This is a genomic window from Nocardioides allogilvus, from assembly GCF_003047285.1.
Classification (GTDB): domain Bacteria; phylum Actinomycetota; class Actinomycetes; order Propionibacteriales; family Nocardioidaceae; genus Nocardioides; species Nocardioides allogilvus.
Map to the genome: position 1 here is coordinate 69,221 of NZ_PZYX01000002.1, position 25,481 is coordinate 94,701.

16 protein-coding genes are annotated in these 25,481 nt (G+C 70.0%); 5 read left to right on the forward strand and 11 right to left on the reverse strand.

Annotation, left to right across the window (positions count from 1 at the left end; translation table 11 throughout):
- Positions 1-1,770 carry a glycoside hydrolase family 15 protein gene (locus C9J87_RS03635; protein ID WP_107704786.1) on the forward strand — a complete coding sequence of 590 codons (1,770 nt, stop codon included), beginning with the start codon at positions 1-3 and terminating at the stop codon, positions 1,768-1,770.
- Positions 1,771-1,818: 48 nt separating this feature from the next.
- Here the strand turns inward: C9J87_RS03635 and C9J87_RS03640 are convergent, their stop codons facing one another.
- From C9J87_RS03640 to C9J87_RS03665, 6 genes are all read right to left on the reverse strand, one after another.
- Positions 1,819-4,338: an ExeM/NucH family extracellular endonuclease gene (locus tag C9J87_RS03640; protein ID WP_107704787.1), complete on the reverse strand. Its 2,520-nt coding sequence runs from the start codon at positions 4,336-4,338 to the stop codon at positions 1,819-1,821.
- Between the two features lie 175 nt (positions 4,339-4,513).
- Positions 4,514-6,754 carry a bifunctional metallophosphatase/5'-nucleotidase gene (locus tag C9J87_RS03645; protein ID WP_157953112.1) on the reverse strand — a complete coding sequence of 747 codons (2,241 nt, stop codon included), beginning with the start codon at positions 6,752-6,754 and terminating at the stop codon, positions 4,514-4,516.
- Between the two features lie 103 nt (positions 6,755-6,857).
- Positions 6,858-7,478: a CDP-diacylglycerol--glycerol-3-phosphate 3-phosphatidyltransferase gene (gene pgsA / locus C9J87_RS03650; RefSeq protein WP_107704789.1), complete on the reverse strand. Its 621-nt coding sequence runs from the start codon at positions 7,476-7,478 to the stop codon at positions 6,858-6,860.
- Positions 7,475-8,992: a 30S ribosomal protein S12 methylthiotransferase RimO gene (gene rimO, locus C9J87_RS03655; RefSeq protein ID WP_010833330.1), complete on the reverse strand. Its 1,518-nt coding sequence runs from the start codon at positions 8,990-8,992 to the stop codon at positions 7,475-7,477. The genes pgsA and rimO overlap by 4 nt, the downstream gene beginning before the upstream one ends.
- A 120-nt stretch (positions 8,993-9,112) precedes the next feature.
- Positions 9,113-10,900 (reverse strand): helix-turn-helix domain-containing protein, encoded by a 1,788-nt coding sequence (locus C9J87_RS03660; protein ID WP_107704790.1) that lies wholly within the window; start codon positions 10,898-10,900, stop codon positions 9,113-9,115.
- Positions 10,900-13,542 carry an FtsK/SpoIIIE family DNA translocase gene (locus tag C9J87_RS03665; RefSeq protein WP_010833328.1) on the reverse strand — a complete coding sequence of 881 codons (2,643 nt, stop codon included), beginning with the start codon at positions 13,540-13,542 and terminating at the stop codon, positions 10,900-10,902. Before C9J87_RS03665 ends, C9J87_RS03660 begins: the two co-directional genes overlap by 1 nt.
- Before the next feature lie 221 nt (positions 13,543-13,763).
- On the opposite strand from C9J87_RS03665, the gene C9J87_RS20395 reads away from it, so the two are divergent.
- Positions 13,764-17,000, forward strand: a complete 3,237-nt coding sequence (locus C9J87_RS20395) for a M4 family metallopeptidase (RefSeq protein WP_157953113.1) — start codon at positions 13,764-13,766, stop codon at positions 16,998-17,000.
- Between the two features lie 167 nt (positions 17,001-17,167).
- Positions 17,168-20,053 (forward strand): M4 family metallopeptidase, encoded by a 2,886-nt coding sequence (locus tag C9J87_RS20400; protein WP_107704792.1) that lies wholly within the window; start codon positions 17,168-17,170, stop codon positions 20,051-20,053.
- 109 nt (positions 20,054-20,162) lie between these two features.
- Here C9J87_RS20400 and C9J87_RS03680 read toward each other — a convergent pair whose 3' ends face one another.
- Positions 20,163-21,854 carry a ribonuclease J gene (locus tag C9J87_RS03680; protein WP_010833325.1) on the reverse strand — a complete coding sequence of 564 codons (1,692 nt, stop codon included), beginning with the start codon at positions 21,852-21,854 and terminating at the stop codon, positions 20,163-20,165.
- Positions 21,855-21,862: 8 nt separating this feature from the next.
- Positions 21,863-22,753 carry a 4-hydroxy-tetrahydrodipicolinate synthase gene (gene dapA / locus C9J87_RS03685; RefSeq protein WP_107704793.1) on the reverse strand — a complete coding sequence of 297 codons (891 nt, stop codon included), beginning with the start codon at positions 22,751-22,753 and terminating at the stop codon, positions 21,863-21,865.
- 70 nt (positions 22,754-22,823) lie between these two features.
- On the opposite strand from dapA, the gene C9J87_RS03690 reads away from it, so the two are divergent.
- Positions 22,824-23,036 carry a hypothetical protein gene (locus C9J87_RS03690; RefSeq protein WP_036490829.1) on the forward strand — a complete coding sequence of 71 codons (213 nt, stop codon included), beginning with the start codon at positions 22,824-22,826 and terminating at the stop codon, positions 23,034-23,036.
- A 70-nt stretch (positions 23,037-23,106) separates the two neighbouring features.
- Positions 23,107-23,370, forward strand: a complete 264-nt coding sequence (locus tag C9J87_RS03695) for a hypothetical protein (protein WP_036490827.1) — start codon at positions 23,107-23,109, stop codon at positions 23,368-23,370.
- A gap of 41 nt (positions 23,371-23,411) precedes the next feature.
- On the opposite strand, the gene C9J87_RS03700 is transcribed toward C9J87_RS03695, so the two are convergent.
- The 3 genes from C9J87_RS03700 to C9J87_RS03710 are packed head-to-tail and all read right to left on the reverse strand — an operon-like array spanning position 23,412 to position 25,479.
- Positions 23,412-23,933 carry a dihydrofolate reductase gene (locus C9J87_RS03700; RefSeq protein WP_107704795.1) on the reverse strand — a complete coding sequence of 174 codons (522 nt, stop codon included), beginning with the start codon at positions 23,931-23,933 and terminating at the stop codon, positions 23,412-23,414.
- Positions 23,923-24,717 (reverse strand): thymidylate synthase, encoded by a 795-nt coding sequence (locus tag C9J87_RS03705; RefSeq protein WP_010833321.1) that lies wholly within the window; start codon positions 24,715-24,717, stop codon positions 23,923-23,925. The genes C9J87_RS03700 and C9J87_RS03705 overlap by 11 nt, the downstream gene beginning before the upstream one ends.
- Positions 24,718-24,747: 30 nt before the next feature.
- Positions 24,748-25,479: a hypothetical protein gene (locus C9J87_RS03710; protein WP_107704796.1), complete on the reverse strand. Its 732-nt coding sequence runs from the start codon at positions 25,477-25,479 to the stop codon at positions 24,748-24,750.
- Between the last annotated feature and the right edge of the window lie 2 nt (positions 25,480-25,481).

Here is a 25,481-nt window from a genome sequence, read left to right on the forward strand (position 1 = left end):
ATGGCTCTCCCCATCGAGGACTACGCGCTCGTCGGCGACCGCGGCACGGCCGCCCTGATCGGCCGGGACGGGTCGGTCGACTGGCTCTGCCTCCCCCGCTTCGACTCCCCCGCCTGCTTCGCGGCGCTGCTGGGCGCCCCAGACAACGGGCGCTGGCTGCTGGCCCCCGCTGACCTCGACGGCGTGACCACGAGCCGCACCTACGTCGGCAACAGCGCGATCCTGGAGACGACCTTCACGACCCCCACCGGCGTGCTGGTGCTGCGCGACGTGATGCCGGAGGGCGACGGGCGCGCCGACCTGGTCCGCACGATCCGCTGCACCGAGGGCACCGTGCGCGTGCGGCACGAGTGGATCGTGCGCTTCGACTACGGCCGGGTCCGGCCCTGGGTGATGCGCCAGCACGTCGGCGGTCAGGAGGTCATCGTGGCCACCGCCGGTCCCGACAAGCTGATGCTGCGCGGTCCGCGCCTGCCGCACGCCAACGACGGTCGCCACGACGACGAGTTCGACGTGTCGGCCGGCGAGGAGATGACGTTCTCCACGACCTGGGTGCGCTCCTGGCGCGACCTGCCCGAGCCGCTCCCCTTCGACGACCGGATCGAGGCCACCCGCGCCGAGCACGAGCAGTGGGCTCTGCACTGCGTCGAGGACATCCCCCACGCCCAGCTCGTACGGCGCAGCCTGCTCACCCTGCGCCTGCTGACGCACGCAGAGACCGGCGGGATCGTGGCGGCGCCGACCACGAGCCTGCCCGAGGACTTCGGCGGCGAGCGCAACTGGGACTACCGCTTCTGCTGGCTGCGCGACGCGGCGCTCACCCTCGAGTCGCTGCTGGCGGCCGGCTACACCGAGGAGGCCCGCGACTGGCGCGACTGGCTGCTGCGCGCGGTCGCCGGCGACCCGGAGGACCTCCAGATCATGTACACCGTCGACGGCGGTCGACAGCTGCCCGAGCGGGGGCTCCCCCATCTGCCCGGCTACGAGGACTCGCAGCCGGTGCGCATCGGCAACGCCGCCGTCGACCAGCGGCAGACCGACGTGCTCGGTGAGGTCATGATCGCCCTCGAGGACGCGCGCAACGCCGGCATCGCCGAGACGACGCAGAGCTGGGCGCTGCAGCGCTCGCTCGTGGAGAACCTCGCCGAGCACTGGGACCAGCCGGACAACGGCCTGTGGGAGATCCGCGGCGACCTGCGGCACTTCACGCACTCGCGGGTGATGGTGTGGGTGGCCTTCGACCGCGCTGTGAAGGCAGTCGAGCAGCACGGGCTCGACGGCCCGGTCGAGCGGTGGCGCACCCTGCGCGACCAGGTCTGCGAGGAGATCCTGGAGAAGGGCTACGACGCGGAGCGCGGCACCTTCACCCAGCACTACGACACCCGCGAGCTCGACGCGAGCCTGCTCAACATCTCCTTGGTGGGCTTCCTGCCCGGGGACGACGAGCGGATGCTCGGCACCATCCGGGCGATCGAGGAGGACCTCATGCACCACGGCTTCCTGCGGCGCTACCGCACCCAGACCGGGGTCGACGGGCTGAGCGGCGGCGAGCACCCGTTCCTGGCGTGCTCCTTCTGGCTCGTCTCCGCCTACGCCCGGGCCGGGCGGCGCGACGACGCCCACGCCCTGATGGACCGGCTCTGTGCGCTGGCCAACGACGTGGGCCTGCTCTCCGAGGAGTACGACGTCGACGGCGACCGGATGGCGGGCAACTTTCCCCAGGCCTTCAGCCACCTCACCCTCGTGCAAGCGGCCCTCGCCCTGCGGTGATCCGCAGGGCGAGGGCCGCCTCGAGGTCGGTGCCCGTCAGTCAGGCCGTCACTTCTGCGGGGTGCACCGCGACCGGCAGTCACGGTCGATGCCGCCCGCGGGGAGCCTGATCCCGACGACCTCCGGGTTGTGGTCGGAGGAGGCGAAGACGTCAGCGCGGTAGAGGTCCGTGCCGACGTAGTTGAACCGGCTGTACTGGTAGAACACCGACTCGTTGGCGTTGATCTCCCACAGGTCGACCCCGGTGACCATCTCCTGGGCCGCCGCGTTGGCGAAGACGTGGTCGAGCGACCCCGAGGTGCCGGCGAAGCTGTAGCTCTCCTCGTCCGGGTCGTCGGTCGACTTCAGCGACACGTAACCCGCGGCCTCGATCTCCTGGACCGGGTCCTCCTCGGAGTAGGCGTTGAAGTCACCGGTGAGGAACACCCGCTCGGTCCCCCGCTCCGCGGCGAAGGAATCGGCGAAGGCCACCAGCGCCCTGGCCTGCGCGATCCGGTCCGGGTTGGCGTTGCCCTGCCCGGTGCCGTCGTTGACACCCGACCCCTTCGACTTGAAGTGGTTGGCGATGACCGCGAACTTCTGACCGGTGGGCCCGCCCTTGCCCTTGAACATCTGGGCGACCGGCTCACGTGCGTTGTCGAAGGCGGGAACGTCGAGGATCGTGCTCTCGCCGACCGTCTCGATCGTGGAGGGGTCGTAGATGAACCCGTTGCGGATGACGTCCTCGGCGGCCGGGAGCACGGCCGGCGAAGCGGCGTAGGCCCAGCGGACGCGGCCGGCGTCGGCGTTGAGCGAGGCCACGAGCGCGGAGATGGCCTCGTCGCGGTCGCCACCGTCGACGGTGCGCGAGTTCTCGAGCTCCTCCAGGGAGACGATGTCGGCGTCCATGGTGTTGATGGCGCGCACGATCTTCGCCTGCTGGCGCTCGAAGTTGACCTGGTTCCACGCACCGCGCGGGCCGTTCGGGCCCGAGCAGCCCCGGGTGGCGATCGGGTTGCCGTCACGGTCGACGAACGGCGAGCACCCGGGCACGTCACCACCGAGGGTGGTGAAGTAGTTCAGCACGTTGAACGTGGCCAGCTGGACGTCGCCGCCGACCGGTGCGGGCGCCTGCGGACGGTCCTGCTCGAAGGTCACCAGGCCGGTCGGGACACCGACGACCTGACGCTGCGGCTGCAGCTTCCAGCCGAAGCGGAAGTCGAGGATGACCGGCTGCTCGAAGCTCACCTGCGCCCCGACGCGGACCGTGTGGTCGGCCGTCAGCCACGGCAGCGGCTGGTCCTGGGCGGAAGCGGTGTTGCTGGTGTTCCAGTAGTTCGCGGAGGAACCGTCGTCGAGCACGACCCGGTGAGCATCGTTGTACGCCGTACGCGCCGCGATGCCCGCCGTGTCCTGCGCGTCGACGACCTCGGTCGGGGTGACCAGCGGGATCGTCGAGCCCGCAGCGATGCCGATCTCGCCGAAGAAGCTGCTCGAGGAGACGCCGAAGTCGTAGGCGTCGGTCACCGTCATCGGGGCCGTCGGTGCGAAGGCCTCGCCCTCGAGCTCCTCGCGCTGGGCGTCCAACGCGGCCGTGCCCGGGCAACCCGTGCCCGGCAGCTCGCACGCCGAGCCGGGGAGCTCGGTGTTGGGCACGACCGGGGGCAGGGCCGCGATCTCGGCGATCTTCGTCGCGTCGATCTCGGTGAGGCCGTTGAACTCCTTGACCGTGCCCTCGACGTCGACCGAGCGGCCGACCGTGATGCCGGTGTCGAAGCCGGGCTCGTAGACGAAGAGGCCGTCGGAGGCGCCAGGCGTCGTGTCGGCCCCGCCGGTCTGGATGTAGAAGCCGTTGAACCCACCCGTCGGGAAGGCAGCGGTGACGACACCGGTGGTGGAGACGAGCTGGTTGACGACCGGGCTCGACGCTCCGGTGCCCTGGATCTCGGCGATGGTCAGGTCCGTGACGACAGGGTCCGGCGGATCGACCGGCGGGGTTCCTCCTCCGGAGCTCTGCGGTGCCGGGGCGGCGGCCGTGAAGTCAGCGGCGTTGTTGTCGGTGTCCGTCCGCTCAGCGTTGCGGGTCGCCGCGGTCGTGTTGCTCAGCGCCGGCGCGGCCGCACCCTCGCGCAGGGTGGCGGTGCCGTAGCCGACGAGGTCGAGCGTGGTGCCGTTGTTCTTGAGCGCGACGGAGCCGTTCGAGCCGCTCATGGCCAGCGACCCCGACGCATCCGGAGCCGGCAGCGCGGTGGTGCCGCCGGCGCCCATCGCCTCCTGGACCAGGTAGTGGCCGTTGGCCGGGACCGAGCCGGTGAGAGGGGTGCTGCCGCCGGATCCGCCCGAGGCGGAGAAGTACTCCACCGTGTGCCCGGTCAGCGAGATCGGTGCGGAAGTGGGGTTGTAGAGCTCGATGAAGTCGTGGGTGTAGGTGGCGCCGGAGTTCCCGCCACCGCCGTACACCTCAGAGATGACCAGAGCGGTGCCGCCGGGGTTGGCGGTGGCAGTGACGGGAGTGGCGACGAGGCTCGTGGCAGCGACCGCGAGGCCGACTAACCCGAGTGCCTGTCGCAGGACAGGACGAGGGGACATGAGATCTCCGAGGGACAGGTGGTGCGATGAGTGGTGGTGGACCCCGAGCGTCCGCGTGCACCAGAGCAGGTGCGGGGCAACCGCAGGTGAACGCCGCACCGACGTGCGGGGCACCGCGCGGGACGAAACCCTCCGGGGCGGGCCGAGCGAACCCGGCCCGCCCCGGAGGCGGCGATCAGCGCTTGATGCGCAGCGTCGTCGTCTTGCGGACGCCCTGGAAGCTCTCGTTGGCCTTGAACTGCACGACCATGCGGTACTTCCCGGGTCGCGAGAACGTGCGCAGCTTGAGCTTCGCCACGCCGTTCTTGACCTTGGCGGTGTACTTGCGAGCGGCCACGCGAACGACCACGCGGCCCTTGACGGGCATGGCGACGTCGGACGTGAGCTTGATCTTGACCCGAGCCCTGGTCTTCTTCGACTTGATGAACTTCGCCTTCGGGAACACCTTGGCGACGAGCGTCGGCTTGCCCTGCGTGACCGGGCGCTCGATGGTCGTCTTCGAGCCCTGCGCGACGAGGCGGAGCGCCTTGCCACCCCGAACCGTGAAGACTGCCCGGGCCTGGCCGTTGGTGACTGGGACCGAGGCGAAGGTCGCCGTGGAGCTGTCGCGGTTGATCTTCACCAGGTCGAGCTTGGTGTTGGGTGCGATGCCCAGCGAGTTGATGTTCAGCTTGTCGAAGACGATCGTCGCCTTCTCCCCCGACCGGTAGGTGCTCTTCAGGCCGGTCGCGAAGATCTGGCGCTTGATCGCGGACGGTGACTTGGTGACGCCGTCCTTGAAATAGCCGTCGATCCACAGGTCACGGTCGATGGCGCCGGTGTCGGCCGACTTGCCCTCGGTGAACGCGGTGAAGTTGTCGCCGCCCTGGGCCAGGAAGCTGAACGTGGAGACGGTGTAGGTCTTCTTGGGGTCCACCTGCGCTCCGTCGATCGTCAGCGACACGACGCGGTCACCGACCGGGCGGGACGGGTCGAGGATCGTCTGCACGTTCTTGGAGACACCGAGGTGCAGGAACGTGCGGCTGGCGGACGCAGGCTGCCACTGCTGCTCGAGGATCTTCTTCAGGGTCGCGCCGGTGACGTCGACATAGCTGATGTTGTTGACGAAGGGCAGGACCGAGTTGGCCTCCTCGAAGGTCACCACTCCGTCGAGGTTCTCGGGGCTGGTGGTGAGGTCGCCCTTGAAGAGCAGGTCGGCGCGCAGTCCGCCGGGGTTGGTGATGCCGATGACCGGGGTCTTGCCCGCGGCCGCGATCTTCACCTCACGCAGGGCGTCGGCGACCAGGTTGCCGATCGTGGACTCGCTGCCGCGGTCCTCCTGGACACCGGGGGCGACGAGGTCCTCGTCGGCCCGGGTGATGTCGGCGGAGATGGTGCCGACCTTGCGGTCGCCGATGACGTTGGAGGCGGCCAGCGCGGCATCGACGATCGACTTGACGGCCGCGACGCGCGGCAGGGTGTTGTCGGCCGTGGTCACGCGGTTCAGGACAGCCGCACCGAGCACGCTCACCGTGTTGGCGTCGGTGTCGATGGTCATGTCGAGCTTGCCGATCGAGTCGCCGTAGTTGCCGGACTGCAGGACCGGGCGACCGTTGTTGTAGGCGTACTTCTGGTGCGTGTGCCCGTTGTAGATCACGTCGACCGCGGGGACGGTGTCCTGGGTGATGTGACGGAAGACAGCGCTCTCGGTCTCCTGCTGCGCCTGCGTGGCGACGGCGTCGGGCTTGGGTGCGCCCTCGTGGTAGGTCGCGATGGTGGCGTCGCAGTCGACGGCCGCCGCCTGGAGCCGGGCGACCTCCTTGTTGACCGCGGCGACCGGGTCGGAGAAGGTCAGGCCGGCCACGCCGCCGGGGCTGACCAGGGTCGGGGTCTCCTGCGTGACCGCGCCGATGACGCAGACATTGGCGCCGTTGAGCGTCAGCTGGGTCGAGGCGGGCAGCACGGGGTTGCCGCTGGCGTCGACCACGTTGGCCGCGAGGTAGGGGAAGGCCGCCTTCGGGTAGGCCGTGCCGTCGGGTGCGGTCGCGCCGCCGTCGACGACGTGCGACTTGAACCAGGCGAAACCCTTGTCGAACTCGTGGTTCCCGACGGCCGAGGCTCCGACCTCGAGCGCGTTCAGCACGTCGATGGTGGGCTTGTCGTCGTTGTAGGCCGAGGCGAACAGCGAGGCTCCGATGCTGTCACCTGCCGAGAGCAGCAACGTGTTGGCGTCGCGGTTCTGCTCGATGGTGGTGGCCCACTTGGTCGTGTTGGAGTCGATGCGACCGTGGAAGTCGTTGAAGTTGAGGACGCGCACCGCAACGACTGCGGCGTTGGCCGGAGCTGCGGTGACGGCGACAACTGCAAGGGGCGCAGCGAGGACGCCGGTTGCGGTGGCAGCGGCGAGGAGGCGGCGGCCCAGACGTGATGTTGACACGAGGTACCTTTCGATCGGACAGGTGATTTGCGACACCCTAACCCGGCCCGGGGCGGGCGTTGTCCGTTCTCGAGCGACTCGTCAGACGGTCCTCAGGGAGGTGTCAGGCAGTCGGCGTACGACGCTGCTGCCACACCGCGCGGAAGAACTCGTAGCCCGACCACAGGGTCATGACCACGGCGCCGGCGAGGAACACCTGGCTGAGGTAGAACAGCGCCTCACCGAAGCCGCCCCACGCGTCGAAGGCGCCGCCGTGGGCGTCACCGTGCGGCAGCGGGAGCATCAGCCCGGACAGCGCGATCGCCTGGAAGGTCGTCTTGATCTTGCCGCTCATGGCGGCCGGGATGACGACCTGCTTGAGCACCGAGAGGCGCAGCAGCGTCACGCTCCACTCGCGGATCAGCACGACGATCGTGACCCACCACCAGATGTCGCCGACGATCGAGAGCCCGATGAAGGCCATGCCCGTGATGGCCTTGTCGGCGATCGGGTCGGCGATCTTGCCGAAGTCGGTGATCAGGTTGTGCTTGCGGGCGAGGTCACCGTCGATCTTGTCGGTGATCATCGCGACGACGAAGATCCCGAAGGCGATCCAGCGCCACATGGTGGAGTCGCCGCCGTCGTGGAGCAGCGCCCACGCCAGCACCGGCACCAGCACGATGCGCAACGTCGTCAGGACGTTGGCGATGTTGAAGTTGGAGACCTGGTTCTCGGTGGTGGTCATGAGTGGTCTCCGTCGTTGTCGAGGGGTACGGCGATGAGGTCGACACCATCGGTGGCGATCACCTCCGCGGTGACGAGGTCGCCGACCCGGGCCTGCGAGCCGTCGAGGGTGGTGGTGCCGTCGACCTCGGGGCCCTGGTGCTCGGCCCTACCCTCAACTCTGCCTTCGACCCCATCAGAACCAACGGACTCCACCAGGACGCTGACGGTCTCGCCGATCCGCTCCTCGGCGCGCTGCGCGTTGAGCTCCTCGACGAGGGCGGTGACGTGCTCGGTGCGGGCCCGCACCTCGTCGTCGTCCAGCTTGCCGTCGTAGGTGGCGGCCTCGGTGCCGTCCTCGTCGGAGTAGCCGAAGACGCCGGTGACGTCCATGCGTGCGGCCTCGAGGAAGTCGCACAACGTCTGCAGGTCGTCCTCGGTCTCGCCGGGGAACCCGACGATGACGTTGGACCGCACACCGGCCAGCGGACTGAGCTTGCGGATCCGGGCGAGCAGGTCCAGGAAGCTCTCCGGGTCACCGAAGCGACGCATCCGGCGCAGCACCGTCGCGCTGGCGTGCTGGAAGGACAGGTCGAAGTAGGGCACGACGCCCGGGGTGTCGGCGATCGCCTCGATCAGGCCGGGGCGGGTCTCGGCCGGCTGCAGGTAGGACACCCGCACGCGCGCGATGCCCTCGATCGCGGCGAGCTCGGGGAGCATCGTCTCGAGCAGGCGCAGGTCACCGAGGTCCTTGCCGTAGGACGTGGAGTTCTCGCTGACGAGGAAGAGCTCCTTGATGTCCTGGGTCGCGAGCCACTGGGCTTCCTGGAGGACGTCGCTCGGGCGGCGGCTCACGAACGAGCCGCGGAAGCTGGGGATCGCGCAGAACGAGCAGCGGCGGTCGCAGCCGCTGGCCAGCTTGAGCGGGGCCATCGGGCCGGCGTCGAGCCTGCGGCGTACGACCCGGGGGCCGGTCGCCGGCGCACCCTGGCCGATCTCGGCCGTGTCGGCCCGGAGGTTGTCGGCGTGGCCGGGCATCGAGATCGCCGAGGCGTCGCGGTCGACCGGCGAGATCGGCAGCAGGCGACGGCGGTCGGACGGCGTGTGGGGATGGTGGACCTCGCCCGCCACGATGGAGCGCAGCTTGGCGGCGATGTCGGGGTAGTCGTCGAAGCCGAGGATCGCGTCGGCCTCGGGCAGCGACTCCGCGAGGTCCTTGCCGTAGCGCTCGGCCAGGCACCCGACGGCCACCACCGCCTGCGTCTTGCCGGTCTCCTTGAGGTCGGCCGCGGCGAGCAGCGTGTCGACCGAGTCCTTCTTGGCGGCCTCCACGAAGCCACATGTGTTGACCAGGACGGTGTCGGCGTCCTCCGGCTCGTCGACGAGCACGAAGCCGCCGGCCTCGAGGCGGCCAGCGAGCTCCTCGGAGTCGACCTCGTTGCGGGCGCAGCCGAGGGTCACCACGGCCACGCTCATCGGGGTCTCGGCAGCAGCCGGGTTCGTGAGCCGGCCGGGGGCAGCAGAAGTAGTCGTCATCGCTGTCCGAGTATGCCGGTTCAGCGCCTGCGAGACCCCTTCGTGGCGCGCGTGGGGGTCGCCACACAGACGCAGATGGCCCCGTCTCACGAGGAGACGGGGCCATCGAGAGGGCTGGAGTCAGCGGGCGACGTAGGTGCCCTGCCCGGCGACACCGGACTCGCCGATCGGCTTGGCGTCCTCGCCGTCGAGGGAGACCGTGACGGCCCCGTCGGTGGTCTGCACGCGGACCGGCGGGGCGGCGTCGAGCTCCTTGGTGTCGCCCACGGCCAGGTTGCCCTTGAAGACGATCTCGCCGGCACCGTCACGCACGACGATGTGGGCGCCGCCGGTGGTCGCGCTCAGCACGACCGGGACGGGGTCGCCGAGGCTGGTCGAGCCACCGCCACCGGGACCACCGGACCCGTTGAGGACGGGCGCCGAGCCGCGCAGCTCCGGCGGGGCGTCCATGACCAGGCGCGCGATGGACCAGCACAGCACGAGGGCCATCACCACGGCGACGAGCATCGACCAGTTGGGGCCGCCGCGCGTGCTGCGGATCGAGCCGTTGGCGCCCGTGGCCAGCTCGGCCTCGAAGACCCGACGCGGGTTGATCTCGGCGTGGGCGTAGCGCTCGTCGTAGGACGCGAGCAGCGGCGCCACGTCGACACCGAGCACCCGCGCGAGCGTGCGCAGGTGCCCGCGGGCGTAGAAGTCACCGCCGCAGGGGGCGAAGTCGTCGACCTCGATCGACTCGATGACGTGTGGGCGGATGCGGGTGCGATCCGCCAGCTGGTCGACGCTGAGGCCGAGCCGCGTGCGGGCCGCGGCCAGCTCCGGTCCGATGACGGGGTCGACGGCCGGCTCGACCTCGAAGTCGTCGAGCACGATCGGGTCGACCGCGTCGCCGCCCTTGGCGATCGGACGCACACGATCACCCCAGACCTGGGTGTCCTCGACGAGGCTGACGCTGCCCGGGCGTCGCAGCTCGCGACCCTCGAGCTCGGTCTCCTCGACGGGCAGGTCGAGGCGCGCGTCGCTGCGCCGACCGGCCGTGGACTCGCGCAGCGGCGCGGGCGTCTCGCTGGCGACGACGGGCTCGTCGTCGAGCTCGACGTCCACGTCGACGTCGTCCTCGACCTCGTCGAGCAGGTCCTCGCCCGCGTCGACCTGTCGGCGCTTCGGCGCCATGGACGCGAGCTTGGCGATGCCCGCGGCCAGCAACGGCCGCGGGTCGCGCAGCGAGGGACGGGCGTGCGGGGTGTCGTCCTCCTCGTCGAGGGGCGCGGTCTCGACCGGCTCACTCTCCTCGACGGCGGTGGCCAGCGTCGGGTCGATGACCACGACGTCACCGGCCTGGTGGGCGACCTGCTCGAGCGCGGTGCCCAGGTCGTCGCCTGCACCCACGACCTGCGTGGCCAGCCCGAGGGGTACGGCGAACGGCGCGCCGTACAACCGGGTGGAGAGCTTGGCCTGGCGACGTCCGGAGGAGTCGAGCTCGGCGAGCAGCTTCTCCTCGTTGTGTGCGCTGATGACGAGGCGGCCGTCGCGCAGCAGCCCGCGTCGGGGCGTGTGCTCGACGTGCTCGACCGCGCTCCACGGCAACCCGCGCCAGGTGCGGCCCAGACGGATCCGGATTCCGTGGGCATCGGCCACGAGCAACGGCGTGCGGGCATCGACGAAGGTGAGCAGCCAGTAGCCGCCCAGCAGCCCCATGACCGTGGCCAGCAACCAGTCCAGCGCTCCCCCTCCGCCCACGGCTCGCGCGAGGTAGGCGATCGCGACCGCCGAGGCGATCGCGCCGACGCCGGCGGCGAGGCCTGCGTTGCGGCGCACCTCCACCGCGTCCGGCGTCAGCGACAACGACTCCGTCGTCTCCGAGCCGGCCGCGGACTCCAGGTCCGTGTCGCGAAGTTCGGCAGCACCCATCACGCGTCCCCCTCAAGTGTGGCAATCACTGCATCGATCTCATCGGGCTTCACCAGCACGTCACGCGCCTTCGAGCCCTCGCTGGGCCCGACGACGCCGCGGCTCTCCATGATGTCCATCAGTCGGCCGGCCTTGGCGAAGCCGACGCGGAGCTTGCGCTGGAGCATCGAGGTCGAGCCGAACTGCGTCGAGACGACCAGCTCCACGGCCTGGATGACGAGCTCCATGTCGTCGCCGATGTCGTCGTCGATCTCGCGCTTGGCCGCGGCGGGCGCGGTCACGTCCTCGATGTAGGTGGGCTCCAGCTGCGTCTTGCAGTGGCTGACCACCTGGTGGATCTCGGCCTCGGTGACCCAGGAGCCCTGGACCCGGACCGGCTTGCTCTGGCCCATCGGCAGGAAGAGTCCGTCACCCTGTCCGACGAGCTTCTCCGCACCGGGCTGGTCGAGGATGACGCGGCTGTCGCCGAGCGACGAGGTCGCAAAGGCGAGCCGCGACGGCACGTTGGCCTTGATCAGGCCGGTCACGACGTCGACCGACGGTCGCTGCGTCGCGAGCACCAGGTGGATGCCGGCCGCACGCGCCAGCTGCGTGATCCGCACGACCGAGTCCTCGACGTCGCGCGGGGCGACCATCATCAGGTCAGCGAGCTCGTCGACGATGACCAGGAGATAGGGGTACGGCGCCAGCTTGCGCTCGCTCCCGGGCGGCACCTCGACCTTGCCGCCCCGCACCGCCTTGTTGAAGTCGTCGATGTGGCGGAAACCGAAGTTGGCCAGGTCGTCGTAGCGCATGTCCATCTCGCGCACGACCCAGGCGAGTGCCTCGGCAGCCTTCTTGGGGTTGGTGATGATCGGGGTGATCAGGTGTGGGACGCCCTCGTAGGCGTTCAGCTCGACCCGCTTGGGGTCGACCAGGATCATCCGGACCTCGTCGGGCGTCGAGCGCATCAGGATCGAGGTGATCAGCGAGTTGATGAACGACGACTTGCCCGAGCCGGTGGCGCCGGCCACCAGCAGGTGCGGCATCTTCGACATGTTGGCGACGACGAAGCCGCCTTCGACGTCCTTGCCGAGGCCGGCCACCATCGGGTGGTGGTCCGAGCGCGCGGTGTTGGAGCGGAGCACGTCGCCGAGGGAGACGATCTCCTTGTCGACGTTGGGGATCTCGATGCCGATCGCGGACTTGCCCGGGATCGGGCTCAGGATCCGCACGTCGGCGGAGGCGACCGCGTAGGCGATGTTCTTCGACAGCGCGGTGACCTTCTCGACCTTGACGGCCGGACCGAGCTCGACCTCGTAGCGGGTGACCGTCGGTCCGCGCGTGTAGCCGGTGACGGCGGCGTCGATGCCGAACTCGTCCATCACCTGCATCAGCCGCTCGACGACCGCGTCGCTGGCCTTGGAGCGCTGCTTGTGCACCGACCCGGGCTTGAGGACCTCGTTGCTGGGCAGTGAGTAGGTGATGTCGCCGGACAGCGCGAGCTGCTCGACCCGCTGCGGCAGCGGCGTGTGCGGCGGCGCGACGAGCTCGCCGGTGCCGTCGACCGTGGGCTCCACGACCGGAGCGACCTCGGTGGGGGCGTCGGCGAACAGGTCGATGCCGAGGTCGACGCCGGGCTCGGTGGCGGCCTCGTCCTTCTTCTTGCGGCGCCTCTTGACCTCGCGGTCCTCGAGCATCGGGGTGTCGTAGGGCTTGTCGCCCATCTCCGGGTCGATCTCGTCGAGCATGCTGCTGCGGCGCGTGCGGATCGGCCGGGTGCCGGTGTCGGCCAGCTCGTCCTCGGGGCTCGGCGGCGTGCGCCCGAGCAGCTTGTCGCGGGTCGCGGCCAGCTTCGTCGGGATCTGGTAGACGGGCGTCGCGGTGATGATGAGGACGCCGAAGAACGCGAGCAGGACCAGCACCGGCACGACGACGTACGCCGTGCGCAGCAGGTCGAGCAGCAGGCTCGACATCACGAAGCCCACGGCACCGCCGGCCTGCTGGAGCTGGCTGGCGTCGCCGAGCTCGGGCTGCGGGTTGCCGTTGGCGATGTGGACGATGCCCAGCAGGCCCAGCGCGAAGGCGGACCAGCCGATGACCTGGCGCCCGACGGGGCCGTTGTGCTCGGGGTCGCGCAGCGTGCGCCATCCGGCATAGAGGACGAAGAACGGCACGAGCCAGCCGACCTTGCCGACGGCGCCGGCGGTCATCTGGCGCAGGAACTCCATCACGCCGCCGGGCAGCTGCCACCACACCGCAGCCGCGATCACCAGGGCCAGCGCGATCAGGAACAGCCCGGCGCCGTCGCGGCGGTGCTCGGGCTCGAGGTCACGGGCCGAGCGCCCGATCGAGCGCGCGACCGCGCCGACCGTGTGGGCGATGCCCAGCCAGATCGAGGCGACGACGTGACCGAGCGCGCCGAACGTGCGAGAGACGGGTCCGGGACCGTTGCGTACGGCGCGGGGCGCGGGTCGCTTCGCCGGAGCGCGCGAGCGCCCCTTGGCGGCGGCCTTGGCCGAGCCGCGTGCGGGCGCGGCAGAGCCGCGAGCCGGTCTGGTGGTCGGTCGCTTGGAACTGGTACCCCGAGATCGCGTGCTCGCACTCGTCTTGGACGTGCTCGAACTCCGCGAACCCGGCGGGGAAGACGTACGGGTCGCCATGGTTCGACCCTAGTCCCAAGTCACACCAGCCCCATGCATCACAGTTGCGTGTCGGTCGACATCTGCCGGCCCCCCTCAGCCCGGTCACCGGCGGACAAACGGGTCAAGCGCAGGTGTCGCACGAAACCATCCGCTCGAGGGGCCAGTGACGGACAATGCTCCCAATGGTGTTGCAGGGTCTCCGGGCGAGACGCGTCCGGGAGCAGGGAAGGAGCCCCCACGTGAAGCCGCTCAGGACGGGGCTTGCGCTGATGATGGTGGGGGCTGGTCTGGCGGCCATGCCCAGCCTCGGAGCGCAGGCAGCGCCAGCACCGGCCAGCGAATCGCTGCTGGCGCAGGTGCGCGACCAGGCTGATCGGCCTGTGGTCGTCAACGACCAGGTCGCGACCGGCAAGCTCGGCTTCGTCCGCACCAAGGGCGACCTGATGCCCGGCCGGCTCGCCACCGACCGCGCGAGCGCCGTTGCGAAGGCCGACGTCTACCTCGCGAAGTTCGCCCCCGCCTTCGGTGCCCGCGCCGGTGAGCTCGAGCAGGCCGAGGTCCACGCCGACCGCGCCGGCTGGTCCGTCACCTACGAGCAGAGCTACCAGGGCGTCCCGGTGTTCGCCGCGGAGCTGAAGGCGCACGTCGACCGGGAGGGCGACCTGACGTCGGTCAACGGCTTCGCGGCTCCCGCCCTCGACCTCTCCGTCACTCCCACCGTCTCCGAGGACGAAGCATCGGCGCGCGCCCTCGCCGCGGTCAGGGCCAAGCCCACCGGCCACGAGGACGGCCTGCCCGCCTCCTTCGCCGACGGCCTCACCGTCCGCTCGGCCGACCTGGAGATCTACCGCATGGGTTCGACCCGCGGGATCGACGGCGAGGCCAGGCTCGCCTGGGTCGTCGAGGTCTGGAACAGGTCGACGATCCGCGAGACGCTCATTCTCGACGCGGCCACCGGCAAGCCGCTCAACCGCTGGTCGATGATCGCCCACGCCCTCGACCGCGAGCTCTACGAGGCGCGCCAGGACTTCTCCGGCTACGAACACGTCTGGAGTGAGGGTGAGCCCTACCCCGCCCCCCACATGACCGAGGACCACCGGAACGAGGTCCGGGGCGCCGGCGAGGCCTACTGGATGTTCCGCAACACCTTCGGCTACGACTCCTGGGACGGCAACGGCGCCACGATGATCACGGTCAACAACGACCCGCGGATCAGCTGCCCCAACGCCAACTGGAACGGCGTCACCACCAACTACTGCACCGGCGTCACCGGTGACGACACCGTCGCCCACGAGTGGGGCCACGCCTACACCGAGTCGACCTCCGGCCTGATCTACCAGTGGCAGGCCGGCGCGATGAACGAGGCCTACTCGGACATCTGGGGCGAGACCGTCGACATGCTCAACACCCGCCATAACGAGGTGGGCGAGCCCGGCTCGGGCACCACGGTGCACCGCACCCCGGGACGGTGCTCGGAGTACACCAGGGCCGCCACCAACATGACGATCACGGCGCCCGCCTCCGTCGCCGGTCCCTGCGTCAACGTCCCCGCGTCCTTCGGCCCGGTCATCACCCAGGCCGGCGTCAACGCCACCGCGGTCGTCGGGATCGACAAGGCGGAGAAGGACGGGAGCGGCACCACCATCGGCACCACGACCGACGGCTGCTCCCCGTTCACCAACGCCGCCGTCATCACCGGCAAGTGGGTCTACGTCGACCGCGGCCTGTGCTCGTTCGCGGTCAAGATCGACAACGCGGAGGCTGCCGGCGCCCTGGGCATCGTCGTCGGCAACACACCAACGCAGACCCTGGGGTCCATGGCCGGCAACTCCGAGATCTACGGCGTCATGGTCTCCAACGCGGACGGTGCGAAGTTCAAGTCCGCCGGCGGGCCCGTGTCGTTCCACATCGAGGCGAAGCCCTCCCCCGCCGACCCGACCCACCGTTGGCTCTCCGGGGAGTCCGACCCGGCCTTCGGTGGCGCGATCCGCGACATGTGGAACCCGAACTGCTACGGCGACCCGGGCCAGGTCTCCGACGCCGAGTACACCTGCGGGTCCGAGGACAGCGGTGGCGTCCACTCCAACTCGGGCGTCGTCAACCGCACGTTCGCGATCCTGGTCGACGGCATCGACGGCTCCGGCACGAGCGGCATCGGGCTGGACAAGGCGGCGCGGTTGTTCTGGCACGCCCAGACCAACTACCTGACCCCGTCGTCCTACTTCCCCGACCTGGCCGACGGACTGGAGGCGTCGTGCGCGGACCTGACGGGGATCAGCTTCGAGAAGGTCACGCTGGGCAACCCCACCGACCCGGACGGGTCCGACGGCGGCGTCGTCGAGCCTGAGCTCGTCGTGGGCGGCACCACTGCGGCCGACTGCGCCAAGGTGACGGCCGCCATCGCGGACACCGAGCTGCGCCTCGACCCGAGCGCGCAGTGCGACTGGCAGCCGCTCCTGGCGCCGGGGGCTCCGAAGCTCGAGTGCGGCACGGGAACGGTCACGAAGGCCAGCTACACCGAGGACTTCGAGGACGGCCTCGAGGGCTGGACCCAGGACGAGGAGATCGGCTTCCCCGACGGCTCCGGCATCGCCTGGGAGGCATCCACGACCGCCCCCGCCGGCCACGCCGGCGGTGTCGCGTTCGGCCCGGACCCGGTCGAGGGATCCTGCAGCGGCGCTGCTGGTGACCTCACCAGCCGCAACGGCCTGATCAGCCCGGCCATCACCGTGCCGGCCGGCGCCACGCCGCGGCTCTCGTTCGACCACTACGTGGCGACCGAGGCGACCTGGGACGGCGGCAACGTCAAGGTCAGCGTCGACGGCGGAGCCTTCCAGCTCGTGCCCGCCGACGCCTACCTCCACAACGCGCCTGGCGGCACGCTCGACCCGGATGCCGGCCCGATGGGTGGCGAAGCCGCCTGGACCGGCACCGACGGCGGTCAGATGGCCGGGGCGTGGGGCACCTCGGTGATCAACCTCGCCAAGGTCGCTGCGGCCGGTGCGTCGGTCAAGCTCCGCTTCGACATGGGACGCGACGGCTGCAACGGCATCGACGGCTGGTACGTCGACAACGTCGTCGTCGAGGCCTGTGAGGTCGTGGCGACGCCCACGCCCACGCCGACCACGACCCCGACCACCACGCCCACGACCCCGACCACCACACCGACCACCACACCGACGACACCTGCCAAGGCGGCCACGTCGACGAAGATCAAGGTCAAGCCGCGGACGGTGGTGCGTGGGAAGGCCTTCAAGGTGATCGTCAAGGTCAGCTCGGTGGTCGACGTCGACGGGAAGGTCAAGCTCAAGCTCGATGGCACGCGGCTCAAGGTCGTCCGACTCAAGGACGGCCGCGCCGTGCTGAAGGTCAGGCGCCTGCTCCGCGTCGGGAAGCACAAGGTGGCGGCCACCTACCTCGGGTCCGTCACGACGCTGCGCAGCAAGGACAGCGTCCGTGTGAGGGTCATCGCCTGACGGACAGCTGAGTGAAGAAGCGGGGGCCCGGCAGTCAGCTGCCACCAGAGATTGTTACAAACAACTCTCGATGAGGGCTATCGGTGTCACGTCACAATTCGTATGGTGACGTGGATCACTCGGACACACCTCGGCTCCGGGTGGCAATCGAACTGGGAGGAACCCCCGTGAAGCTCCTCAAGCAAGGAGTCGCGCTGGCGATGCTCGGAGCCGGCCTCGTTGCCGTTCCGTCGCTGCAGGCGCAAGCAACCCCGGCCGCGACGTCCGCGGCCGCCGCCGACAACGGCGTACAAGCCATGAAGAACGAGGCCGACGGCCTCGTCGCCGTGTCCGGCGAGAGCGCGACGAAGCGAGTCGGCTTCATCCGCCTGACCCAGAAGTCCGGCGACCTCATGCCTTCTCGAGGCGCATCGAGCAAGTCCGCCGCTGCCGCCAAGGCCGACGCCTACCTCGCCAAGTACGCCGCCAACTTCGGCGCGCGACCCGGTGAGCTCACGCAGGAGGGCGTCACGTCCTCGGCGTCCGGCTGGACGGTCAGCTACACCCAGGCCTACAAGGGCGTGCCCGTGTTCGGCTCGATGCTGCGCGCTCACGTCGACAAGCAGGGCGACCTGACGTCCGTCAACGGCTACGCCGCGCCGGACCTGTCGCTGTCGACCACGCCGCGGATCACCGCTGCCGGAGCCGCTGAGCGCGCGGTGGGCACCGTGCGCGCCAACCCGCCCGGCCACGAGGGTGACGCCGACACCACGGGCATCCGCGCCGCCTCCACCGAGCTGGCGGTCTACCGCCTGGGCTCGACCAAGGGCGAAGCCGGCAAGGCGATCCTCGCCTGGATCGTCGAGGTCTCCAACGACGCCAACGTGCGCGACGTCCTGACCCTCGACGCCGCCACCGGCAAGCTGGTCAACCGCTACTCCCTCATCCACGACGGTCTCTACCGCGAGCTCTACGAAGCCACCTACGCCCGCAAGGGGCTGAAGTGGAAGGAGGGCGACAAGTTCCCCGGCCGCCTCGACGTGGACCAGCAGAACGAGGTCCTCGCCACCGGTGAGTCCTACTGGTTCTTCAAGAACGCCTTCGGTCGCGACTCCTACGACGACGCCGGCCACAAGATGATCACGGTCAACAACGACCCGCGCATCTCGTGCCCCAACGCCAACTGGAACGGCGTCACCACCAACTACTGCTCGGGGGTCTCCTCCGACGACGTCGTCGCCCACGAGTGGGGCCACGCCTACACCGAGTACACCCACGGCCTCATCTACCAGTGGCAGTCGGGCGCGCTCAACGAGTCCTACTCCGACATCTGGGGCGAGACCGTCGACCTGATCAACGGCCGCATGGACGCCGACGAGGGCGACATCACCGCGAAGCGACAGGTCGGCGTGTGCTCCACGCACTCCCCCGCCCGTCCGATCGTGCTGATCAACTCCCCGGCCACCATCGCCAAGGAGTGCGAGGCCGGCGCGGCCTCCTTCGGCCCCCAGCTCGACGGCGCCGGCGTGTCCGGCGACGTGGTCCTGGCCGTCGACAACGGCCAGCCGCTGCCCGACGGCACCCCCAGCCCGAGCACCTCCGACGCCTGCACCGCGCTGACCAACGGCGCAGCCGTTGCCGGCAAGGTCGCGCTCGTGGATCGCGGCTCCTGCGCCTTCACCATCAAGGTCAAGAACGCCCAGGCAGCCGGCGCCACCGCCGTGCTCGTCGCGGACAACGTCGAGGCCACCCCCTCCGGCATGTCCGGTGTCGACCCGGCCATCACCATCCCGGCGGTGCGCATCCGGCTCAGCGACGGCAACCTGATCAAGTCCGAGCTTCCCAACGGCCCGGTCAACATCACGATGAAGGACGCCTCCGGCGACCGTGCCGACACCTACCGCTGGTTGATGGGTGAGGACTCCTCGGCCTTCGGCGGCGCGATCCGCGACATGTGGTCGCCCACCTGCCACGGTGACCCGGGCAAGGTCTCGGACGCGGAGTACTACTGCGCGACCGACGACGGCGGCGGCGTGCACAGCAACTCCGGGGTGCCCAACCACGGCTATGCGCTGCTCGTCGACGGCGGCACCTACAACGGTGTCACGGTCAAGGGCCTGGGCCTCGACAAGTCCGCGGCGATCTACTTCCGCGCGATGGTGGACTACCAGACGCCCACCACCGACTTCGCCGACCACGCCGACGCCCTGGCTGCGTCGTGCCTCGACCTCGTCGGTCAGCCCATCGCGACCCTCACGACGGCGGCCAACGCCAAGACCGCCCCGGCCGACTCGATCCGACGTGCCGACTGCGCTCAGGTCGGCAACATGGCCGCGGCCGTGGAGCTGCGCACCGACCCGGTGCAGTGCAACTTCAAGCCCCTGCTCGACCCGAACACCCCCGCCCTGTGCGGCGAGGGTGGCACCGAGACGCAGGTCTGGTCCGAGGACTTCGAGGACGGACTCGCCGGCTGGACTGCCTCGCAGCAGGTCGTGTTCGCGGGTGGCTTCGGCCAGCCGTGGGAGGCCTCGTCCACCGCACCCGGTGACCACGCAGGTGGTGTGGCCTTCGGCCCCGCCCCCGACCGTGGTCAGTGCTCCAACGGCGCCGGGGACTTCTCGAGCCGGGACTCGATCACGAGTCCGTCGGTGAGCATCCCGGCCGCCGGCGCGGCACGCCTGTCCTTCGAGCACTACGTCTCGACGGAGTCGGGCTATGACGGCGGCAACGTCAAGGTCAGCATCAACGGTGGCGACTTCATGGTCATCCCCGCCGCTGCCTACACCTTCAACAAGCCCTCGAAGATCTTCGACGCCTCGACGAACACCAACCCGCTGGCAGGCGAGGACGGGTTCACCGGCACCGACGGCGGCGAGATCGGCGGCTCGTGGGGCACCTCCCAGGTCGACCTGACCCAGGCCGGTGTGAAGGCAGGAGACACCGTCACGTTCCGCTTCGACATCGGTCGTGACGGCTGTGGCGGCCTCGAGGGTTGGGCCGTCGACAACGTCGAGGTGGCCACGTGCCCGGCGCCCGCCGCCACCGCGGCAGGCACCGAGGGGCGTCGCCGCTGACACCCTGATCGACCGCATGACACGAAGGGCCCCGGCACCTGGTGCCGGGGCCCTCTGTGTGTCTCGGAAGCTGTGTCAGGGGAGGCCGCGGTGTCGCGACCGTCCGTGACTAGGCCTCGATGACGACCGGGATGATCATGGGCCGGCGGCGCAGGCTCTTGTTCACCCAGCGACCGACGACGCGGCGTACGGTCTGCTGCATCTGGTAGGAGTCGGCTCCCCCGTCGGCGGCGATCTTGGCGAGCGCGTCGATGATCTGCGGCTTGATGGCGTCGAAGGCGGAGTCGTCCTCGGCGAAGCCGCGGGCGTGGATCTCGGGCCCGCCGGAGACCTTGCCGGTCACCGAGTCGACGACGACGATCACCGAGATGAAGCCCTCCTCGCCCAGCACCCGGCGGTCCTTCATGGAGGACTCGGAGATGTCACCGACGCTGGAGCCGTCGACGAAGACGTAGCCGCACGCGACCTTGCCCGCGATCTTCGCGACACCGTCGACGAGGTCGACCACGACGCCGTCCTCGGCCATGACGACGCGGTCGGCCGGCACGCCGGTCGCGATCGCGAGCGCGGCGTTGGCACGCATGTGCCGGATCTCGCCGTGGATGGGCATCACGTTGCGCGGCTTGACGATGTTGTAGCAGTAGAGCAGCTCGCCGGCGCTGGCGTGACCGCTGACGTGCACGAGGGCGTTGCCCTTGTGCACGACGTTGGCGCCCCAGCGGGCGAGACCGTTGATCACGCGGTAGACGGCGTTCTCGTTGCCCGGGATCAGCGAGCTGGCCAGGACGACCGTGTCGCCCTCCTCGAGGTGCACGAAGGAGTGGGTGCGCTGCGCGATCCGGCTCAGCGCGCTCAGCGGCTCGCCCTGCGACCCGGTGGAGATGAGCACCTGGCGCTCGACCGGCAGGTCGGCCAGCTCCTTGGCGTCGACGAGCACGCCGGCCGGCACCTTGAGGTAGCCGAGCTCCTTGGCGATCGCCATGTTGCGCACCATCGAGCGACCGACGTAGGCGACCTTGCGGTCGTTGGCGACGGCGGCGTCGATGACCTGCTGCACCCGGTGGATGTGCGAGGCGAAGCAGGCCACGATGATCCGCTGGGCGGACTTGTGGAAGACCCCCTCCAGGACCGGCGCGATGTCCTTCTCGGAGGTCGTGAAGCCCGGCACCTCGGCGTTGGTGGAGTCGGTCATGAAGAGGTCGACGCCCTCGTCGCCCAGCCGCGCGAACTCGTTGAGGTCGGTGATCCGGCCGTCGAGCGGGAGCTGGTCCATCTTGAAGTCGCCGGTGTGCAGCACGACGCCGGCGCCGGTGCGGATGACGACCGCGAGCGCGTCGGGGATGGAGTGGTTGACCGCGATGAACTCCAGCACGAAGGGCCCGAAGGTGATCGTCTCCCCCTCGGCCACGACGTGGTGCACGGTCTCCTTGAGACGGTGCTCGCGCAGCTTGGAGCCGAGCAGGGCCAAGGTCAGCTCCGAGCCGACGAGCGGGATGTCGCCGCGTTCGCGCAGGAGGTACGGCGTCGCGCCGATGTGGTCCTCGTGACCGTGGGTCAGCACCAGCGCCTCGACCTTGTCGAGCCGGCCCCGGATCGGGTCGAAGTCGGGGAGGATCAGGTCGACGCCGGGGTGGTGGTCCTCGGGGAACAGGACGCCGCAGTCCACGATCAGCAACCGGTCGTCGTACTCGAAGACAGTCATGTTGCGACCGATCTCGCCGAGGCCGCCGAGCGGGATGACGCGCAGGCCCCCTTCGACCAGTGGCGCGGGCGTGCTCAGTTCGGGATGCGGATGGCTCAAGGGACTCCTCAGATCAGGCCCGACGCGGCGAGCCCGGCGCGGAGCGCGGTGACCTCGTCGTCGTCGAGAGGAACGAGCGGACCTCGCACGTTCCGGTTGTCGAGCACGCCGAGCAGCTCCAGGGCTGCCTTGGCGGTTGTAGCTCCGTAGTTGGTGACGCCCATGACGGCGTCGAAGGCCGGCACGAGCCGGGTGTGGATCTCGAGGGCCTCGCGCTGGTTGCCCGCGAGGTAGGCCTCGATCATGGTCTTGAGCTCGCGTCCTGCGGCGTGGCCGACGACGCTGACGAGTCCGGCGGCGCCGTACGCGAGGTAACCCAGCGTCGCGGCGTCGTCGCCGCAGTAGACGGTGTAGCCGAGCTGGGTGAGCGCGACCGTGTGGGCAGGATCGCCGGTGGCTTCCTTGACGGTGGTGACGTTGGCGAGCTCACGAGCCCGCTCGTAGGTCTCGAGCGCGATCGGGATGCCCGAGCGGCTGGGGACGTCGTAGAGCATCACCGGCAGGTCGGTGGCCTCGGCCACGCTGCGGAAGTGGTGCAGGACCCCGGCCGGGCTCGGCTTGTTGTAGTAGGGCGTGACCAGCAGCACTGCGTGGACGCCGATCTTGGCGGCCTGCTCGGCCAGCTCGACGGAGTGGGCGGTCGCGTTGGTGCCGACGCCGGCGATGACCGAGGCACGGTCGCCGACCGCGTCCATGACGGCCTGCAGGATCTGGCCGTCCTCGGCCACGGTGGTGGTCGGGGCCTCTCCGGTGGTGCCGCTGACGACGACTCCGTCGTTGCCGTTGTCGACGAGATGTCGGGCAATCTTGGCCGTTGCTTCGAGGTCCACCGACCCGTCGTCGTGGAACGCCGTGGCCATCGCGGTCAACAGGCGGCCGAACGGTGCTGCGGTTGTCATAGGGGTCAGGCTATCCCGCCCGGGACCCATGAGTAGGCCACGGCCTTGCCAGAGGCGCATACTGGTACTGATGTCTACTCCAGTGCGCCGCCACCTCGCCAGCAGTCCCTTCCAGGCCGAACCCGAGCCGACCATCGAGACGTTTGCGATGGACGACCTGGTCTGCCATGACGCACACGGCGTCGGACGGGTGATCGGCATGGAGCCAGCAGCGGTCACCGTCGACTTCCGTGGGCAGGCCATGCGCATCACCAGCCCCTACCGCAAGCTGGTCAAGCTCTGAGCCGTGGCTCCCGGCTGGCGCTGTCGGTGCCGTCGCCTAGCGTGTGCGTCGTGAAGACACGATGAGCAAGATGGACGCACTGCGAGCGATGCGCGAGGCGCGCTACGCCGAGAATGCCGCACGAGCCAAGACCTCCGCCCCGGCTGCGAAGCAGCCCGCGGCGACTGGGGCGACGGCGAAGAAGACGACCGCCAGGAAGGCACCGGCGAAGAAGGCTGCCGAGCCCGCTGCCACCGAGGCTGCGGAGACCGCCCTGTGCGGTCACCGCAACATGAGCGGGCGGTCCTGCACCCGCGAGCACGGCCACGCCGCCAAGAGCCACCGCTACTCCTGAGCGACGCAGGACAGCGGTGGTCCACAGTCACCCAGTGACCGTCAGATACCGCTGTCTTCGACGACGCGGCTGACGCGCTCCCACCACACCCAGTCCAGCCCGAGGTCGGGCCGCGACTCCCGGCGCACCTCGGTCCACTCGTCGAGCGGGAAGACGGGATAGCGGGCGTCACCGGGCGGCGCGAGGTCGACCTCGGTGAGCACCTGGTGCGTGGCCCGCGGCAGCGCGAGCTCGTAGACCTGCGCTCCCCCGACCACGAAGACCTCACCGAGCGAGGCGGCCAGGCCCAGCGCCTCGTCGAGGGAGTGCGCGACGAGCACCCCGTCGAAGCCGGGCTGCCAGGTCGTCGACCGGGTGAGCACGATCGTGGTGCGTCCGGGCAACGGGCGACCGATCGAGTCCCAGGTCGCGCGGCCCATGACGAGCACGCCGCCCATGGTCACGGCCTTGAAGTGGGCGAAGTCCTCGCTGATGTGCCACGGGATCGAGCCCGCGTCGCCGATGATGCGCCCATCGGCGTACGCCGCGACCAGGGTGACGCGGCCCGAGCCCTCAGACGGCAACGGGTGCCTTGATGCCGGGGTGCGGGTCGTAGCCCTCGAGGCCGATGTCCTCGAGGTCGAAGCCGTCGATCTCGGTGATCGACTCGTTCAGCACCAGTCGCGGCAGCGGGCGGACGTCGCGGGTGAGCTGGAGGCGCGCCTGGTCGACGTGGTTGGAGTAGAGGTGGGCGTCACCGATCGTGTGCACGAAGTCGCCGACCTCGAGGCCGCACACCTGGGCGACCATGTGGGTCAGCAGGGCGTAGGACGCGATGTTGAACGGGACGCCGAGGAAGACATCGCCCGAGCGCTGGTAGAGCTGGCACGAGAGCTTGCCGTCGGCGACGTAGAACTGGATCAGGGTGTGGCAGGGCGGCAGCGCCATGTCGCCGATGTCGGCGACGTTCCAGGCCGAGACGATGTGCCGGCGGCTGTCGGGGTTGTCCTTGATCTGCTGGACGACCTGGGCGATCTGGTCGATGTGGCGCCCGTCGGGCGTCGGCCAGGAGCGCCATTGGTAGCCGTAGACCGGGCCGAGATCACCGTTGTCGTCGGCCCACTCGTCCCAGATCGAGATGCCGCGGTCGTTGAGCCACTTGACGTTGGTGTCGCCGCGCAGGAACCACAGCAGCTCGCCGAAGACGGACCGGGTGTGGATCTTCTTGGTGGTCACCAGCGGGAAGCCCTCGGCGAGGTTGAACCGCATCTGGTGACCGAAGACGCTGTAGGTGCCCGTGCCGGTCCGGTCGGACTTCTCCACCCCGTCGTCGAGGAGCCGTTGGAGGAGGTCGAGGTAGGCCTGCATGCGCCGACAATACTGCGGACTCGGCAGGTCTCAGCGCAGGCGCACGTCGGCGCCCGCGACCACGACACGGCGGATCGAGGTGCAGTCGCGATCGCGGCAGACGAGGAACATCCTGCGCACCGTCTCGGACTGGCGCAGGTAGATCTCGGCCTCGTGCCGGGACAGCGAGATCTCCATGAGGTGCACGGGTTCGCCGCCCGGCGCGAGGACGACGTCGAGGCGCCGGTCACCCGGGGTGCCTCCCTCGGACGGCGGCGGCAGGTCCGGCGCCGGCTCCTCGGGCATGGCCTCGTCGAAGTCCGACACGTCCCCGTCGGCCGCGACCATCAGCAGCGAGCCGTCCTCGTGCTCGATCACGACGCCGTCGGCCAGCGGCACGAACGACCCGGCACGGGGCAGCGACACCACGACGTCGGCCAGGTGCAGCTCGCCGTCGGCGAACCACGGCACCGGGACCCGGTTGGCCTCCTCGCGCACGGCGGGCGGCGCGGGCAGGAGCGAGACGACCACCGCGCCGGCGACGAGGAGGGCGAGCACCCCGACGGCGTACAGCGTCAACCGTCGGCGCCGCGGACGCTCGAGCTCCTCGGCGACGAGGTCACGGACGTGTGCCTCGACGTCGGTGGTCTGCTCGAGCCTGCGCCACCCGCGCTGGCAGCGCGCCAGCGCGCGGTCGACGGCGGCCTCGGCCCTCGCTCCCCCGCCGAACTCCTCGACCAGCGAGGAACGGCGCGCGGCCACGAAGTCGTCGTGGGTGTCCATCC